19 protein-coding genes are annotated in these 16,405 nt (G+C 68.9%); 13 read left to right on the top strand and 6 right to left on the bottom strand.

All coding sequences use genetic code 11. From position 1 onward, the window contains the following. Positions 1-4: 4 nt before the first annotated feature. The 6 genes from ADE01S_RS01585 to ADE01S_RS01560 all read left to right on the top strand — a co-directional run bounded on the left by ADE01S_RS01585 (position 5) and on the right by ADE01S_RS01560 (position 5,072). Positions 5-1,384: an MmgE/PrpD family protein gene (locus tag ADE01S_RS01585; protein ID WP_165695603.1), complete on the top strand. Its 1,380-nt coding sequence runs from the start codon at positions 5-7 to the stop codon at positions 1,382-1,384. A 59-nt stretch (positions 1,385-1,443) separates the two neighbouring features. Continuing rightward, positions 1,444-2,427, top strand: coding sequence for a Bug family tripartite tricarboxylate transporter substrate binding protein (locus ADE01S_RS01580; protein ID WP_062679702.1), 984 nt, complete (start codon positions 1,444-1,446; stop codon positions 2,425-2,427). Positions 2,428-2,462: 35 nt separating this feature from the next. Continuing rightward, positions 2,463-3,362 carry an NAD(P)-dependent oxidoreductase gene (locus ADE01S_RS01575; RefSeq protein WP_062679701.1) on the top strand — a complete coding sequence of 300 codons (900 nt, stop codon included), beginning with the start codon at positions 2,463-2,465 and terminating at the stop codon, positions 3,360-3,362. A gap of 71 nt (positions 3,363-3,433) precedes the next feature. Further along, the gene (locus tag ADE01S_RS01570) at positions 3,434-4,327 is read left to right on the top strand and encodes an NAD(P)-dependent oxidoreductase (RefSeq protein WP_062679700.1); all 894 of its coding nucleotides are present in this window, start codon (positions 3,434-3,436) and stop codon (positions 4,325-4,327) included. 14 nt (positions 4,328-4,341) lie between these two features. Then, a complete protein-coding gene (locus ADE01S_RS01565) occupies positions 4,342-4,749 on the top strand; it encodes a cupin domain-containing protein (RefSeq protein ID WP_062679699.1) in 408 nt (135 codons plus the stop codon). After that, positions 4,746-5,072 (top strand): NIPSNAP family protein, encoded by a 327-nt coding sequence (locus tag ADE01S_RS01560; protein WP_062679698.1) that lies wholly within the window; start codon positions 4,746-4,748, stop codon positions 5,070-5,072. Before ADE01S_RS01565 ends, ADE01S_RS01560 begins: the two co-directional genes overlap by 4 nt. 6 nt (positions 5,073-5,078) lie before the next feature. Here ADE01S_RS01560 and ADE01S_RS01555 read toward each other — a convergent pair whose 3' ends face one another. After that, positions 5,079-5,975 carry a LysR substrate-binding domain-containing protein gene (locus ADE01S_RS01555; RefSeq protein ID WP_062679697.1) on the bottom strand — a complete coding sequence of 299 codons (897 nt, stop codon included), beginning with the start codon at positions 5,973-5,975 and terminating at the stop codon, positions 5,079-5,081. A 149-nt stretch (positions 5,976-6,124) separates the two neighbouring features. Between ADE01S_RS01555 and ADE01S_RS01550 the strand changes: the two genes are divergently transcribed. The 3 genes from ADE01S_RS01550 to ADE01S_RS32010 all read left to right on the top strand — a co-directional run bounded on the left by ADE01S_RS01550 (position 6,125) and on the right by ADE01S_RS32010 (position 8,238). Then, positions 6,125-6,520 (top strand): RidA family protein, encoded by a 396-nt coding sequence (locus ADE01S_RS01550; RefSeq protein ID WP_062679696.1) that lies wholly within the window; start codon positions 6,125-6,127, stop codon positions 6,518-6,520. A 1-nt stretch (position 6,521) separates the two neighbouring features. Further along, complete coding sequence (locus ADE01S_RS01545; protein WP_062679695.1) at positions 6,522-7,700, top strand: oxidoreductase; 1,179 nt, start codon at positions 6,522-6,524, stop codon at positions 7,698-7,700. A gap of 67 nt (positions 7,701-7,767) precedes the next feature. Then, entirely contained in the window at positions 7,768-8,238 is a 471-nt protein-coding gene (locus ADE01S_RS32010; protein WP_062679867.1) for a YMGG-like glycine zipper-containing protein, read from the top strand. An 84-nt stretch (positions 8,239-8,322) separates the two neighbouring features. Here ADE01S_RS32010 and ADE01S_RS01535 read toward each other — a convergent pair whose 3' ends face one another. Continuing rightward, entirely contained in the window at positions 8,323-9,225 is a 903-nt protein-coding gene (locus ADE01S_RS01535; RefSeq protein ID WP_062679694.1) for a LysR family transcriptional regulator, read from the bottom strand. A gap of 92 nt (positions 9,226-9,317) precedes the next feature. Here ADE01S_RS01535 and ADE01S_RS01530 point away from each other — a divergent pair, with 92 nt between their 5' ends. From ADE01S_RS01530 to ADE01S_RS01515, 4 genes are read left to right on the top strand one after another with little or no spacing between them, the layout of a single operon-like run. Then, a complete protein-coding gene (locus ADE01S_RS01530) occupies positions 9,318-10,112 on the top strand; it encodes an SDR family NAD(P)-dependent oxidoreductase (RefSeq protein WP_062679693.1) in 795 nt (264 codons plus the stop codon). A gap of 12 nt (positions 10,113-10,124) precedes the next feature. After that, positions 10,125-10,946, top strand: coding sequence for an SDR family NAD(P)-dependent oxidoreductase (locus tag ADE01S_RS01525; RefSeq protein ID WP_062679692.1), 822 nt, complete (start codon positions 10,125-10,127; stop codon positions 10,944-10,946). A 25-nt stretch (positions 10,947-10,971) separates the two neighbouring features. Further along, on the top strand, positions 10,972-11,484 hold the full coding sequence (locus tag ADE01S_RS01520; protein ID WP_062679691.1) for a carboxymuconolactone decarboxylase family protein: 513 nt from the start codon (positions 10,972-10,974) through the stop codon (positions 11,482-11,484). A 45-nt stretch (positions 11,485-11,529) separates the two neighbouring features. Continuing rightward, complete coding sequence (locus tag ADE01S_RS01515; protein ID WP_062679690.1) at positions 11,530-12,495, top strand: tripartite tricarboxylate transporter substrate binding protein; 966 nt, start codon at positions 11,530-11,532, stop codon at positions 12,493-12,495. 28 nt (positions 12,496-12,523) lie between these two features. Here ADE01S_RS01515 and ADE01S_RS01510 read toward each other — a convergent pair whose 3' ends face one another. From ADE01S_RS01510 to ADE01S_RS01495, 4 genes are read right to left on the bottom strand one after another with little or no spacing between them, the layout of a single operon-like run. Next, positions 12,524-13,348 carry a polysaccharide deacetylase family protein gene (locus ADE01S_RS01510; RefSeq protein WP_062679689.1) on the bottom strand — a complete coding sequence of 275 codons (825 nt, stop codon included), beginning with the start codon at positions 13,346-13,348 and terminating at the stop codon, positions 12,524-12,526. Beyond that, positions 13,345-14,205, bottom strand: coding sequence for a polysaccharide deacetylase family protein (locus ADE01S_RS01505; protein ID WP_082775665.1), 861 nt, complete (start codon positions 14,203-14,205; stop codon positions 13,345-13,347). The genes ADE01S_RS01510 and ADE01S_RS01505 overlap by 4 nt, the downstream gene beginning before the upstream one ends. 16 nt (positions 14,206-14,221) lie before the next feature. Next, positions 14,222-15,337, bottom strand: a complete 1,116-nt coding sequence (locus ADE01S_RS01500) for a C45 family autoproteolytic acyltransferase/hydrolase (RefSeq protein ID WP_062679688.1) — start codon at positions 15,335-15,337, stop codon at positions 14,222-14,224. Next, a complete protein-coding gene (locus ADE01S_RS01495) occupies positions 15,334-16,359 on the bottom strand; it encodes a Bug family tripartite tricarboxylate transporter substrate binding protein (RefSeq protein ID WP_075873451.1) in 1,026 nt (341 codons plus the stop codon). Before ADE01S_RS01495 ends, ADE01S_RS01500 begins: the two co-directional genes overlap by 4 nt. Between the last annotated feature and the right edge of the window lie 46 nt (positions 16,360-16,405).

Here is a 16,405-nt window from a genome sequence, read left to right as displayed (position 1 = left end):
TACTGTGCAATCCCCCTCCTTGGCGCGCCCCTTGGCGCGCCAGCTGGCCGACTTCGTCTTGTCCACGCGGGCCGATGCCCTGCCGGCGCTCGCCATCGAGCACGCCAAGATGAGCCTGGCCAGCACCCTGGCCAGCGCCTCCATGGGTTATGGCATCGAATCGGCCCGCATCATCCGTGAGATAGGGCTGGCCGATGGCGGCGTGCCGGCGGCAGGCCTGTGGTTCGACGGCGGCCGCCTGCCGCTGGCCAGCGCCGCGCGCATCAACGCGGCGGCCAGCGATGCGGCCGCGTCGGACGACAGCGACATGCGCAGCATCGCGCACATCGGCACCATCGTTTCCAGCGTGGCGCTGGCCGTGGGCGAGCGCGAGGGCGCGAGCGGCAGGGACGTGCTGGCCGCCATGGTGCTGGGCTATGAAGTCGCGGGGCGCCTCGACGAATCCTTGACGCCCGGCCGCATGCAGCGGGGGTTCCATGGCTCGTGGTCCACGGTGTTCGGCGCCTGCGTGGCGGCGGGCCTGCTGTTGCGCCTGGATGCGCCGCGCCTGGCCCATGCCATCGCGCTCGCGGCGACCTCGGCCAGCGGCATGGCCATCGCGGCCGATACCAGCTGCGCGCGGGAATACCACGCGGGCCAGGCGGCAAGCGCCGGCATACGCGCCGCGCTCGCGGCGCAGCGGGGCTTCGAGGGCGAGCTGGGCGTGCTGGAGCAGCCGCGAGGCCTGCTCGATGCCCTGGGCGGGCAGGCGCGCGAAGACATCGCGCGCGATTGGGGCGAGTCCTGGGACATCGTGACCGACCTGGCGATCAAACTCATGCCGGGCGCGCATCCTTTTCATGCCACCGCCGAGGCCGCGGCCGAGGCGGCGCGCGCCGGCGCCGTGCGGCCGGAAAGCGTGGCGCGCATCGTCGTCTCGGCGGCGGTGCAGTGGACCAATTTCAAGGGCGAACCCCATCCGCGCAATCTGGTCGACGCGGCGCACAGCCTGCCGTATTTCGTGGCCGCGTCGATCGCCGACGATGGCTTCGGCTGGAACCACATGGACGAGGCCCGCATGGCCGACCCGGTCATCGCGGCGCTGCAGGACAAGGTCGAGTTCGATCCCGATCCGCCGCCGCTGCCGGATCGGTTTCCGCACCGGCACGGCGGCACGGTGACGATACACATGCGCGACGGCGCGGTGCACAGCGCCACGTGCCGCGCGCCTCGCGGTTCCGGCGCGCGCGGCATCGATTGGCGCGACGTGGAGGCGAAGTTCCTGCGGCTGTTCCCGCTGGCCGGCCTGCCGGCGGGCGCGACCGGAGCCTGCCTGGAAGCCATCGCGAATCTGGACAGGGCCGGCTCCGTCGGCGCGCTGGCGAGGATGCTGAGCCGGCGCTGAACCGTTTTTTCCACCAAGGCACAAGGCCGCCAAAGGCCGCCCCATAGAGAGGAGACAACATGAAACGACGCATCGTATCCGCGCTTGCCGGTATCGCCCTTTGCCTGGGGGCGGCCCCGGCGGCCAGGGCCGACGAGAGCTTTCCGTCGAAGTCCGTCACCATCATGGTGGGGGTCGCGCCCGGCGGCAGCCTGGACGCCCTGGCTCGCCTGATCGCCAGCGAGCTGGGCAAGGCCACCAAGACGACGTTCGTGGTGGAGAACGTCACCGGCGCGGGCGGCCTGCTGGCTTTCCAGCGGCTGACCCGCTCAGCGCCGGACGGCTACACCCTGATGTTCAGCAATCAGTCCATGGTGCTGATTCCCCTGCTGTATCCCAAGGCCGGCCTGGACATCGTCAAGGACACGACGGCGGTGGGCACCATCGCCAACGTGCCCATGGTGCTCAGCGTGAGCAACCAGAGCGGCATCCAGGACCTGCCCTCGATGCTGGCGGGCATGCGCAGCGGCGAGCTCAAGCTGAACTTCGGCTCCGGCGGGCCTGGCACCACGGCACATCTGGCCGAGGCCATGTTCCTGCAGATGGCGGGCGTGCAGGCCGAACTGGTGCAGTACCGCGGCTCGGGCCCGGCCATCACGGACCTGATGGGCGGCACCATACAGTCGGTGCTGGACCAGACGGTCACCATGCTGCCCTTGCACCGGGGCAAGCAGATCAAGGCGATCGCCGTGGCGTCCAAGGAGCGCTTGCCGCAGATGCCCGACGTGCCGACCTTCGCCGAGGGCGGCGTGCCCCAGTTCGACCTGCAGATCTGGAACGGCCTGGTGGCGCCCCAGGGCACGCCCAAGGCCGTGGTCGACAAACTGGCCCAGGCATTGACCGAGGCGGTCCAGTCGCCGGATTTCCGCGCGCGCGTCGACAGCCTGGCCGCGCGGATTCCCTCGGCCGAGGAGCGCAGCCCCGACAGTTTTTCCCGCGTCCTGGCGCGCGATCAGAAACAGTTCGCCGAGCTGGCCCGGCAGATCGGCCTGCAGGCCCGCTAACCCCTGCCGCCAGCGGCATATTTCGAGGATGAAAGATGAGCGAGACGATTTACGGATTCATTGGGTTGGGCAACATGGGCGGCCCCATGGCGGCGCGCCTGCTCGACGCCGGCTACCCGCTGCACGTGGCCGATAGCAACCCCGCCGCGCGCCAGCAGCTCGCGGCCCGCGGCGCCGTGGCCCACGACACCGCCCGCGCCGTGGGCGACGCGGCCGACGTGGTGTTCCTCAGCCTGCCCGACGGCAAGGTGGTGGAGCAGGTGCTGGGCGGCGAACAGGGGCTGGCGCGGGCAGGCAGGGCCAAGTGCGTGGTCGATCTATCGACCATCGGCCCGGCGGCGGCGCGGCGCGCCTTCGACTCGCTGGCCGCGCAAGGCATCGAGTACGTGGATGCGCCCATCAGCGGCGGCCCGACGGGCGCCGAGCGCGGCACCCTGGCGATCATGGTTGCCTGCCCGCCGGCGCGATACGAGGCGCTGGCGCAGGTGCTGTCCACCTTCGGCAAGCCCTTCTACCTGGGCGCCGAAGCCGGGCAGGCCCAGGTGATGAAGCTGGCCAACAATCTGTTGTCGGCCACCGCGGTGGCGATCACCTCCGAGGCCATGGCGCTGGGGGTGAAGGCGGGCCTCGATCCCAGCGTCATGATCGATGTCATCAACGCCGGGTCCGGGCGCAATTCGGCCACGATGGAGAAGTTTCCCAAGGCGGTGCTGACCGGCACCTTCAACGTGGGCTTCGCGGCGCGCCTCGCGCACAAGGACGTGCGCCTGTGCCTGGAGGAGGCCGAGCGCCATGGCGTGCCCATGGTGGTGGGATCGTCGGTGCGCGAGATGCTGGTAATGACCACGGCCATCCGGGGCCAGGATGCCGACTATGCCGACGTGGCGCGCGTGGTCGAGGATTGGGCGGGCGTGAAGGTGCGCGCCCGGCAATGAACGGCGGCGCGCGAAAGGAGGCGTCCGGGGTTACTGGCATCCGGGGCGGCCCGGGGAAAAGGAGAACGCAGATGGACAGGAAACGCGCCGGCTTCATCGGCCTGGGCAATATGGGAGGGCGGATGGCGCGGCGGCTGGTCGGCGCGGGCATCGCGCTGCGCGGATATGACAGCGATCCGGCGCGCGCGGCCGCGGCAGGCGCCGAGGCGGCCGCGACGATCCGCGAAGTCATGGAGTATGCCGACGTCGTCCTGCTGTCCCTGCCCGACAGCAAGGTGGTGGAGTCGGTGGTGGAGGGCGAGGGCGGCATCCTGGCGCACTGCCGCGAGGGCCAGATCGTCGTCGACCTGAGCACGGCGGCGGCCAGTTCCACGGTGCGCCTGCATGCGCGCTTGGCCCGCCAGGGCGTGCGGTATGTGGATGCCGGCATATCGGGCGGCGCGGCCGCGGCGGAGAAAGGCGCCCTGACGCTGATGGTGGGCGGGGACCCGGACGCCATCGAGGCCATCGATTGGGTATTCGCGCCCATCAGCGCCAAGGTCGTGACCATGGGCGCCAGCGGCGCGGGGCACGCGACCAAGCTGCTCAACAACTTTCTGAATGCGGTCAGCCTGGCCGCCACCGCCGAGATCATGGTGGCGGGAAAGAAGGCCGGCCTGGACCTGCATCGCCTGCTGGACGTGATCAACAGCAGCAGCGGGGTGAACTTCGCCACGCTTAACCGTTTTCCCCACATCGTCGATGGCGATTATCTCGAAGGCGGATTGACCAGCAAGCTGATGAGCAAGGACGTGGTGCTGTACGTGGACATGGCGCGCGAGCTGGGCGTGGCCTCGCTGAACGCGGCCGGGCCGGCGGCCTGCTTCGGCCTGGCCACGGTGCTGGGCTATGGCGACCAGATCAGCAACCGCGTGGTGGACGCCATCGGCGACGTGTCGGGCGGCGTACGCCTGAAAACCGTTTGAACCAAGGAGCTTACATGCAAGTCTTTCACGGCAGGGCCCCGGGCAAGCCGTCCGAGCAGCGCAGCGCCACCTTCACCGGCGTGGTCTGGGCCGATCCGGTCATGGCCCCGGCGGACAACGTCGGCATCAACCATGTGTTCTTTTCCCCCGGCGCGCGCACGTTCTGGCACACGCACGAGCACGGCCAGGTCCTGCACGTGACCTCGGGCCGCGGCTGGATCTGCGTGGACGGCGAGGCGCCCCGCGAAATCCGCCAGGGCGACGTGGTGTGGATACGGCCTCGCGAGCGGCACTGGCATGGCGCCGCCGCCGACACCTTCATGGCCCACCTGGCCATCTCGCTGGGCAAGGCCGATTGGCAGGAAGCGTTGGCCGACACCGAATACGCGCTTGCGGATCGCCAAGAAACGGAGACGCAATGATCATCGAAACCCGCATCTACCATTGCCTGCCCGGGCGCCTGCCGGCGCTCAACGAGCGATTCAGCACCGCGACGCTGGGCTTCTTCGAGAAGCACGGCATCCGGCCGCTGGGGTTCTGGACCACGCTGGTCGGCCCGAGCAATCACGCCCTGACCTACATGCTGCAATGGGAAAGCCTGGCGGAACGCGAGCGCAAATGGAATGCCTTCCAGGCCGATCCCGAGTGGATCGCCAAGCGCGCCGCCAGCGAGGCCGAGCGGCCCATCGTGGAGCGCGTCGAGAACCATTTTCTCAGCCCGACGGACTACTCCCCGCTGCGCTGAGGAGGCTCACCCCGCCGCGTCCGGCGCCGCCTGTTCGCGCAACCACTGCGCGACGGCCTGGACCGGCGCCGAGGGCGGGCGGTCCGCGTACATGGCCAGGTGATAGGTGTGCCCGTCGATGGCGGGCCCGAAGGGCTGCACCAGATGGCCCGCTTCGAGTTCGTCGGCGATGAGCGCCAGGCTGACCAGCGCGATGCCGTGGCCGGCGACGGCCGCCTGTATCGCGTGCCCTTCGTCGGAAAAGCGCAGCTCGCTCGCCTGGCGCGGCTGGGGGCGCCGCGCGAGCGCGAACCAGCGCTCCCAGGTCGGGTTGTCGGGCTGCGGCCGCTTCCAGTCGAAACGGATCAACGGGACGCGGGCCAGGTCGTCCGGCGTCGCAACGCCCAGGCGCGGATTCGCCACGGGGGCGAAGCGGTCGGTGAACAGGGGCGTGACGGCCAGGCCGGGATACGGCCCGCGGCCATAGCGGATCGCGATGTCGACCGCCGTCGAGCGCAGGTCGACCAGTTCGTCGCTGGCTTGCAGCTGCAGGTCGATGCCGGGATGCCGACTGCGGAAATCGGCCATGCGGGGCACCAGCCACTTCACGGTAAAGGCATTCGTGGCGGAGATGCTGACCTGGCTGCGCGTTCGTTGAAGCGTCAGCCGCGCCAGCGCGGCTTCGAACGCGTCGAAGCCGTCGCGCAGCACCGGGTAGAGCTGCGCTCCCGCGTCGGTCAGCGATACCTTGCGCACCTGGCGATCGAACAGCACGAGCCCGGTTTGCGCTTCCAGCGCGCGGATCTGGTGGCTGACGGCGGTCGGCGTGACGGCCAGTTCCCTGGCCGCAGCCTTGAAGCTGCCCAGCCGCGCCGCGGCTTCGAAGGCGCGCAGCGCCGAGAGGGGGAGGAATCGACGTTGCATGGCCGGTATTTTCTTATAGATGAATTTATCTCTTCTTATAGCTGACAAATGAACCTTTGTCACCGAGGTTGCGAATCCCTAAATTTACGGAACGGATCGGCGATTCATGGCCTGGTCCTCCGACAAACATGAATGAAGGAATTCGCACCATGCTGCAACGTGTCATCACCCAGCCCGACAACTACGCGCCCTTCCTGCTCTCGCAGGGCATCCGCCACGGCAATCTGCTGTTCATCTCCGGGCAGGCGGGCGCCGGCGACGACGGAAAAATCGTTCCGGGCGGCTTTCTGGCCCAAGGGGAGCAAGCGTTCTCGAATTTGCGGCGCGCGCTGGAAGCGGGCGGCTCCAGCCTGAAGGACGTGATCAAGGTCACCATTTTCGTGACCGACATGGGCCATTTCGAGGACGTGGTGGCCTTGCGCCGCCGCTTCTTTTCGGCTCCCTATCCGGCCGACACGATCGCGGAGATCAAGGCGCTGTACGACCCCGCCGCCATGATCGAGATCGAGGCAATCGCCGCCGTGCGCCTGCCGGAGGACCGCTGACATGAACGCGCCCGTCCATCGTCCGGCCCGCGCCGCGCACGCCGCGCATGGCCACTTGTTTACGCCGCTCCAGGTGGGGCGTGCGCTGAGCTTGCCCAACCGGCTCGCGGTTGCGCCGATGACCCGGGTCAGCGCCACGGCGGACGGTCGAGCCACGACGCAAATGGCCGACTACTACGAAGCCTTCGCCGCCGGCGGCTTCGGCCTGGTGATCACCGAAGGCATCTACACGGACCAGGCCTATGCGCAGGGCTACCTCTTCCAGCCGGGCCTGGCCGACGACGCGCAGGGCGACGCGTGGCGCGCGGTGGTGGACCGCGTGCATGCGCGGGGCGGTCGCATCGTCGCGCAACTCATGCATGCGGGCGCGCTGTCGCAGGGGAATCCCCATCGAGCCACGGCCAAAGGCCCCTCGGCGGTGCAGCCCAAAGGGCAGCAAATGGCTTTCTACCGGGGCGAGGGACCATACCGGATGCCCGAAGCCATGTCGGACGAGGATATCGCCGAGGCGATAGACGGTTTCGCCCAAGCGGCGCGCAGGGCGCAGGAAGCGGGGTTCGATGGCGTCGAGATCCATGGCGCCAACGGCTACCTGCTGGATCAGTTCCTTACCGCCCACACCAATCTGCGCGAAGACCGTTACGGTGGCAGCCTGGACAATCGCCTGCGCCTGACCTTGGACGTGATCCAGGCCGTGCGGCGGTCGACGGCGGAGGGCTTTGCCGTGGGCGTGCGCAGTTCGCAAGGCAAGGTCAACGACTTCACGCACAAGTGGGAGGGCGGCGAGGCGGATGCGGCGCAGATCTTCGGCGCGCTGGGCGCGCAACCCATCGACTACCTGCATACCACCGAGTTCGAGGCGTGGCGCCCCGCTTTCGGCGAACGGGGCCCCAGCCTTGCGGCCCTGGCGCGCCGGCACGTTTCGGTTCCGGTGCTGGCCAACGGTTCGTTGCATGATGCAACGCAGGCCGGCGGGGTGATTGCAAGGGAAGAGGCCGATTTCGTTTCGCTCGGCCGCGGCGCGCTTGCGCATGCCGACTGGCCCGCGAGGTTGCGGGCCGGGGCGGAGTTCGAGCCGTTCGATCGGGAGCTGCTGGCGCCGATCGCGGACCTCGCCAACGCGGCGCGCCATCGCGAAACGGTTCGGCGCGGCGCCGGGTCGGACCAGGCGCCGCGTTGATCCGCCGGAATGCCGCCGCAGCGCTACACTGCTAGCTCCAGGTCCCTGAATATCGATGGAGTTTTTCATGAAAAAGTCCATATATTCCTGCGCGGGGTTGTTCCTTTCGGGGTTCTGCCTGTGCGCCACGGCACAGACAGTGACGCCACTCAAGGGACAGACCCCCCAAGTTACCCAGCAAGACATCAGCCAGTGCCAGGCCATGAGCGGCAGCACGAGCAGCACCAGCGCCGACAATAATCCGCAGGCCGGAGGACGCGTGCGCGGCGCGGCCGCCGGGGCGGCGGCGGGCGCGGCGGTGGCCGGCGCGCGTGGCCGCCAGCATGAGGAGGTGTACGACCGCATGGACGACGACACCAAGCAACAATACCGGCAGAACCAGGCGAAGGACGCCGCGGCGGCGGGGGTGGTCGTGGGCGGTTCGCGCCAGCGCCAGGATCGTCGCGAGGATCGCGCGAACCAGGCGCAGGCAAGCTCCTCCGCGGCCTCGGCCTACAGCAGCTGTATGCAGCAGCGCGGCTATCAGGTCACGCCCTGAGCCGCGCGCGCCGTCGGTGTCGCGAGCCGGCGCCGCCATGCTTCCCGCCATGGCGGCCTGCCAGCAGGGGTGTCGCCGGCGGCCTCAGGACGAGGACTGCCGGTCCCGGCCCAGGCGGCGCAGTTCGTCCAGGGTGTGGCGCAACAGGCGCGATGGCTGGCTTTCGCGGCGCACGTACATGCCGACGGAACGCGAGAGCGCCTGCCGCAGCCGGGTCTTGCGCACGCCGCGCTGGGTCGCGTTGTCCAGCGAGGATTCGGGCAAGAGCGCGATGCCGCAATCGTGCTGCACGAAGCGGGCGATGGTGTTCAGGTCGCGCAGGGAATAGACCGGATTGAAGGGCTGCGACGCGGCCTGGAAGGCGCGCTCGGTCAGCACGCGCACGCTGGTGCCCGGCGGCATGCTGATCAGGGGCAGGCGGGCGAGCTCGGCGGGCGCCCAGTGCGCGATGCCGGGTTTCACCTGCACGCTGTGGAACAGCACGAAGGGCTCGGTATAGAGTTCCTGGTACACGAGGTCGGAGGCGCCTGCCTCGTTCATCGTGGTGACGGCGATATCCACGCGCCGCTCGCGCAGCAATTGCAGGGCCTCATTGGCGATGGGGTCGAAGACGTCGACGCGCACCGGCGGATGCCGGCGGGCCAGGCTCTGGATCAGCAACGGAATGATCGAGGCCGCGAGCGTGGGCAGCGCCGCGATCGCCACCCGGTTGTGGCGGTCGCGCAGGCGCTGATCCAGTTCCAGCATGCCCTTCTCATGCAGGGCGGTGATCTTGCGAGCGGTATCGAGGATGTCCTGGCCCTCGCGCGACAGGCGCACCATGCGGGTGGTCCGCTCGAAGAGCTTGACCCCCAGCGTCTCTTCCGTTTCTTTCAGCAGCTTGCTCAGCGTGGGTTGGGTCACGTGCAGCATTTCGGCCGTTCGCTGAAAGCTCAGCGTTTCGGCCAGCAGCACGAAGATGCGCAGTTGTCTCGTCGTCAGATTCATTCTTTTTGTCTATCAATGGCGTCCGAATCGGAACTTCACCCGGGGGGCGCGCTGCTTTAGCCTGTGCATCAAGGACTCACTCGGGAGCGGGAATGTTTCGTCTTGATGGAAAGGTGGCGCTGGTGACCGGCTGCGGCACGCTGGGCGAGGGCTGGGGGAACGGCAAGGCCGCCGCGGCGGTGCTGGCCAGGCAGGGCGCAACGATCTATGGTTGCGACCTGAATCTCGATGCGGCGCGCCAGTCCGCCGCTGCGGTGACCGCGGAAGGCGGGAAGATCGCGGTGCGGCAGTGCGACGTCACGGACGGCGGGCAGGTGGCGGATCTGGTGCAAGCCTGCATCGACACCTACGGCCGCATCGACATCCTGGTCAACAACGTCGGCCGGTCGGAACCCGGCGATCCGGTCTCCATGTCGGAGGACCTCTGGAACGATCAGATCCAGGTGAACCTGACGTCGGCATTCCTGTGCTGCAAGCACGTGATACCTCTCATGAAGCGCGCCGGTGGAGGATCGATTATCAACATTTCGTCCATTGCCGGGTTGCGTTATGCGGGCAAACCCCAGGTGGGCTACGCGGCGGCGAAGGCGGCCCTGATGCAGATGACGGCCACCACCGCCGTCATCCATGCGGCCGATGGCGTGCGCCTGAATTCCGTGGTGCCGGGCCTGATGTTCACGCCCCTGGTCGAACGCCTGGCGCAGAAGTACGCCCAGGGCGATTACGAAGGCTTTGTGGCGCACCGGCACGCGCAGGTGCCCTCGGGACGCATGGGCGACGCCTGGGACGTGGCGCACGCCGTGGCCTTCCTGGCCAGCGACGAGAGCCGCTACATCACGGGGCAGCAGATCGTGGTGGATGGCGGCATCACGATGGCCACGCGCTAAGGGAGGCGGACGATGCATGCGAACGAGCAAGCGGGCGCCGGGCGACTGGCCGGCAAGGTGGCCCTGATCTTCGGCGCGGGCTGCGTCGGGTCGGGCTGGGGCAACGGGCGCGCGATCGCGGTGCGCTTCGCGCAGGAAGGCGCGACGGTGGTGGCGGTGGACAAGCGGCCCGAGTCCTTGCCGGAAACCCTGGAGCTGGCCGGCGACTGCCGCTCGCGCATTGAAACGCATATCTGCGACGTGGGCGACGCGGCCGAGGTGGCCAGGCTGGTCGACGTGGTGCTGCGGCGCCACGGGCGGGTCGACATCCTGGTCAACAACGTGGGCGGCCCCGTCCCGGGCGGGCCGGCGGACTTGTCGCACGCCGATTGGCAGCGCCAGCTCGACCTGAACCTGACCTCGGTGTTCACGACCTGCCAGCAGGTCCTGCCGATCATGGAAGCGCAGGGCGCGGGCGCGGTGGTCAACGTGTCTTCGACCTCGGCCATCAGATGGACCGGCGCGCCCCAGGTGGGCTACGCGGCGGCCAAGGCCGGCGTGATGCAGTTCGGCCGCGTGGCCGGCGTGGAATACGGCAGGAAGGGCGTGCGCATCAACACGGTCCTGCCGGGGCAGTTGCACACGCCGCTGGTGGATGCCTTCCTGGCCGGCCAGCAGACCGAGGGCGACGTCGAGGCGCTGCTTGCGCGGCGGCGCCGCCGCATTCCGCTGCCGCTGTCCGGAGACGGGCGGGACACGGCCAACGCCGTGCTCTTTCTGGCCTCCGACGAGGCGCGTTTCATCACGGGCACCGAGCTGGTCGTGGATGGGGGCATGAGCGCCCGCTGCGACTGACGACAACACCAAGGGGAATAGAACGATGGCGCGAATTGAATACGCGGATGTCGCCAGGCCGGAAACGCGGGCGCTGGTGGAACGCATCGAGCGGGAACGCTCCAGCCTGCCGAATCTGTACCGCATGCTGCTCAACAGCCCGCCGGTGGCGCAGGGCTGGCTGGCCTATCTCACGGCGATACGCCAGCAAACGAGCTTGCCGGCCCGGCTGCGCGAGATGCTCATCCTGCGGGTCGCGGTCCTGAACCAGGCCGATTACGAATTCGAGCAGCACCTGCCCATCGCCTTGCGGGCAGGCTGCGGCGAGGCCAAGGTGGCGGGCCTGAAGCGCGGCGATTTCTCATCCCTGGAGGCGGGAGAGCGCGCGGCGATGGCGTACTGCGACGAGATGACGCGCGAGATCCGGGTGCGCGACGCCACGTTCGCGGCGCTGCGCGAGGCCTTCGACGACAGATCCATCGTGGAGATCACGGCCACGGTGGGCGCCTACAACATGGTGTCGCGCTTTCTGGAGGCGATCCAGGTCGATCACGAATGAACGGCTCGTTCGAAAGCCGGTGAACAACAATACAAGGAGACAAGCATGCATGGCATCAAAGGATTGAGCGGCGCGTTCGCGTCCTTCGCGCTGGGCCTGGCCTTGAGCGCGCCGGCACTGGCGGCGTACCCGGCAAAGCCGGTGCAGTTGGTCATTCCGTTCTCGCCCGGCGACACCGACCAGATGCTGCGGCCCATCACCGAAAAGATGGGGCAATACCTGGGGCAGCCCATCGTGATGAACTACAAGCCGGGCGCGGGCGGCGGCATCGGCGCGGCCTACACGGCGTCGGCGGCGCCCGACGGCTACACCATCGTGGGAAGCTCGCCCGGGGCGCTGGTGGTGGTGCCGCTGGCCAACAAGGAGATCAAGTACACGACGGATTCCTTTGCGCCGGTCGCCGCGATTTCGCTGGGCGGCATGATGATCGTCGCGTCGGGGAAATCCAAGTACAAGACGCTGGCCGACGTGGTGGCCGACGCGAAGGCGCGCCCCGACGGCATTTCGTATGGCACGTCGGGCGCCATGGGTATCAGCCATCTGCTGGGCGAGACCTTCGCCTCCGAGGCCAGGATCCAGCTGCGCCACATTCCCTTCCAGGGCAGCGCCCCGGCGGTCACCGCGCTGCTGGGCGGGCACACGGACATCGCCGTGTCCGCGGTGGGGCCGGCCCAGGCGCATATCCAGTCCGGCGGCCTGCGGCCCCTGGCCATCTTCAGCAGCAAGCGGCTGGCCGCCTATCCGGACGTCCCGACCCTGCGCGAGCTGGGCTATGACGTGGGCAGTCCCACCATCTACGGCCTCATGGCGCCCAAGGACACGCCGCCCCAGGTGATCGATACCTTGTACCAGGCCGCGCGCAAGGTCGTGGCCGAACAGGGCGACGAGGTCAACAAGACCCTGGGCACCATCGGCGCGGAGATCAGCGTGCTGAGCCCGCAAGAGTACGGCACCTATCTGCAGGAGCAGCGCGCGCTGTTTTCCAAGGCGATCGGGCTGATCCGGGAGTGAGGGGCGGCCGGGGCCGCCCCGGCGGGCGCTACAGTTCCGGCGCCAGCATGACCGGATACGGCTCGGTGGCGGGATGCGCGGCGCGCCACGCCGCGGCCAGCTGGTCCGCCCGGTAGAAGGCCACGCCCGGGCGGCGGCCGAGTTCGCGCAGGAACTCGCCCACGCGGCGCGCTCGCGGAGGGCGTCCCGAACCCGAGTCGCCGCGCGTGTGCAAGGTCAGGTTGACGTATCCGCCGGCGCAGTACTGGGCGTCGGCTTCTTCCCGCCAGGCCTTGGCGGCGCGGGCGTCGCTGTGGCGCTGCGCGAAGAACAGGCTGTCGGTGAGGTAGTCGAACACCGGCAGCTCGACCAGCGCCGCGCCGCCGGGGGCCGCCATCACATAGGGATTGTCATCGTCCTGGGCGCTGCTGTCGTAGGCATAGCCGGCCGCCGCCAACGCGGGCAGCGTGGCCGCGGTGGCGATGCCGTTGAGCGCGCGCCAACCCTGAGGGCGCACGCCCGCTATCCGTTGCAGCGCGTCGCGATCGGCCGCCAGCCTGTCCAGCGTCTCGGGGGCGCCGGCGCGTTCGCGCACCAGGCCGCGGACGGCGAGTTCATGCCCGCCGTCCAGGATGGCCGCCAGCACTCGCGGATGGCGCTCCAGGTCCTCGGGGATCACGAAGAACGTGGCGTGCGCGCCGTTGTCCGCCAGCGCGTGAAGCAGGTGCCAGATGCCTTCGCGGGCGCCGTAGCGTCCGTAGGAATAGCGGCCGAACAGGCCCGCTTCGCCGGCATTGGCCGCGTCCACGGCGTCGATGTCGACATTGATGCCCACCATGACGGGGCAGGCGGCGATGGTTTGCTTGGCGTTCATACCCGGACCTCGTCGAATTGCTGCGCGGCGTCTGCCACCCATTGCTGGATGTCGCCCAGCGATGCGAACTTCACGCCTTCGTGGCGCTGGATGTGGCGCAGGGTGTCCTCCACGGCGCGTACGCGCGAGGGCGTGCCCGAGCCCCAGCCCGCGCGAGGGTGCACGGTCAGCATGAAGAAGCCGCCCCGGGCATAGCGCTCGTCGAATTCGTCGCGCCACTGTTCCGCGACTTCCGATACCGGCGTCATGGAAAAGTGGAAGAAGGGGAAGTCGTCGAGGCTGTAGGTATTGTTCGGGATCTCGACCATGGTTCGGCCCTGGCCCAGGTCGAGCAGGTAGGGATGGTCGGCGTCCTTGTCGCTGCTGTCGTACCGGTAGCCCAGTTCGTGCAGGACGGGGAGGGTCACGCCGGTTTTCTGGCCCGAAGGCGAGCGCCAGCCGCGCGGCGCCTGGCCGATCAGGTCGGACAGGATGCGGTGGGTCAGGCGCAGGCGGCGCGTTTCCTCGGCGGGCTCGAACAGCGTGCCTTCATGCACATAGCCGTGGGCGGCGATCTCGTGGCCGGCGGCATGGATGGACCGGACCGACTCCGGCGAGCATTGGGCGTCGTAGCCGGGGACGAAAAACGTTGCCGGTATGCCGAGGCGCTCCAGCATGTCCAGATGGCGCGGCACGCCGCGGCGTGCCGAATAGCGGCCCGCCGAGTGCATGCCGAAGGGCTCCAGCCCTTTGCCGACTTCGTTTCCGGTGCCGTCGAAATCCACGGTGTAGGCGACCACGCAGCGCGCGCCCGCCGCGGCGGCCAGCGCGCCGGGCAACGGGCCGAGCCGCGTGAGTTGGGGGTAGGCGAGGGACATCATGGCTCCTTGCGGTTCAATCGTCGAAACCGTAGCGGCTGAATTCCGGATTCACGGCGGGCAGCGCCGCGACTTCCATGGTCAGGGCGGCCGGCTGCATGACCAGCGTGGCCACGGTGGCGCTCAGGTTGCTGGCCAGGTTCAGGCGCGGCGGCCGGCACACCGACCAGGGCGAAGCGAAATCGTCCAGCAGCGCGGCCTTGATATGGGACACGTCGATCTTGCCGCGGTGCGGCTCCAGCAGTTCGTGCACGCGCGTGTCGCGGTACAGCGTATCGGGAGTGGAGGCGATGCCGGTGTCGCGCAGCTTGCCCAGGGCGATCGGGCTGAGCCAATGGTTGGCATGCACCAGCAGGCCGCCGCTGGGATGCAGCAGGAAAGTCTCGTTCGGCGCGCACTCGAAGTTCAGGGCCACGCCGCCGGCGTGGCTGATCATCATGTTGTTCGAGCCGGATTTGCGCGTCACGTAGGCGGCGCGCATCGCCAGGGCCAGGTGCTCCTGTTCGAGGATCTTGCGGCGGATCAGCGGTAGCGGCACGCCGACCTTGCGGTAGTCCAGGTCGGATTCGAGGAAGTTGGCCGTGAGCGCGATGCCCGCCGCGTTCAGTCCGGAGCGGGCCAGGCCGCCGGCCTCCGTGAACGTGAGGATGTCCGGTCCGTCCTCGCGGCGCACGCGCAGGACCACCGCGGTTTCCGCGCACTCGTGCTTCCAGTCCCAGTTCTGCGCGTGCAGCAGCTTCCCGTCGGCCGTGGCCGAGGGCATGGCGATGACGCCGGTGCAGCCGTCGTCCACTTCGCCCGCCGCCTGCAGGCGTTCGCGCATCGCCGGGCTGGCGGCCAGCTTAAGGATTTCGCTGCGCGCGTTCAGCAGCACCACGTCCTCGAAGGGAATCCCGGCGCCTTCGGCGATGCCGCGCATTTCCTCGACGTGCGCGGCGTCGAAGTTCTCCATGATCGGAAGATAGTCGCGGATGATGGCGGCCAGCTTGGGCTGGTCGAGCCCGAGCTTGACGATCTGGGCGGCGTAGTGGCTGACGCCCTTGGAGATGCGCTCGGCCGCCAGGCGGCCATACTGCCGGCCGCGTTCGCGGGGCGGACCCGAAATGTCGATCAGCGGAAATGCCAGACTCATGTTGCTCCTTGCATGGCGCGCGCGGCGCCGTGATTCATTGAAATCAATTTGGCGCGGCGCAATTGCTCGCCGCTGGCCTCGTAGGTGGCTTTCGCATACGCGGCGAACGCCTGCGGATCGCGGTACCAGCGGGGCTGGTTCAGCACCCCCAGCACCTCGGCGATGGCCGGCTCGTCCATGGCGCGGCGGAATCCGTCGTGCAGCCTGGCCAGGACGTCGGGCGGCATGCCCTTGGGGCCGACCAGTCCCATGGGAGCGCTGAACACCACCTCGTAGCCTTGTTCCCGCGCCGTCGGCACGTCCGGCCAGCCCGCGAAGCGCGCCTCGCCCAGGGCGCCCAGCAGGCGCAGCTTGCCGCTGCGGATCTGGGGCACGTAGGTGCCGACCGAATCGATCACGACATCGACGTGGCCGCCCAGCGCGGCGGCCACCATGTCCGAGCCGCTCTTGAAGGGGATGTGCTGGAAGCTCACGCCATAGCGTTCCTGGATGCCGGCCATCGAAACGGGCACCAGGGTGGTGGGATCGCCGGCGGCATACTGGACCTGGCCCGGCCGCTCGCGGCCGGCGCGCATGAAGTCGGCGAAGGACTTGAGCGGCGAATCGGCGCGCACCACGGCGCAGAACTCCAGGCTGGTCATGCCGATCACGTAGGTGAAATCGGTCAGGGGCGAAAAGCCGATCTTGGGTTCCAGCCAGGGCGCGCGGAAGGTGGAGCCCGTGGTCATCGCCAGCGTGTAGCCGTCGGGGTGCGCGCGGGCAACCATGGCCGCGGACAGCGTGCCGCCCGCGCCGGGCTTGTTTTCGATGATCACGCTCTGGCCCAGGTGCGGCGCGGCGGCCACGCTGAGCGCGCGCATGTACTGGTCCACCGTGCCGCCGGCGCCAAACGGGCAAAGCAGGGTGATGGGACGGCTAGGGAACGACGCGGCGCGCGCCGGGGCGCCCGCCAGGGAGGCGGCCAGCGGCGCGGCCAGGATGGCCAGCGCCCGGCGGCGTCCCGCGGAAACTTCGCAAGACATGCTCATGCTCTCCAGAACGGCGCGGGCCGCGCCCGCGCGGTGAAAC

The organism is Achromobacter denitrificans NBRC 15125, assembly GCF_001571365.1.
In the GTDB taxonomy this organism is placed as follows: Bacteria; Pseudomonadota; Gammaproteobacteria; order Burkholderiales; family Burkholderiaceae_B; genus Achromobacter; species Achromobacter denitrificans.
Note: the sequence above shows the minus strand (reverse complement) of the source record. Positions and strands in the feature narration are given on the sequence as shown.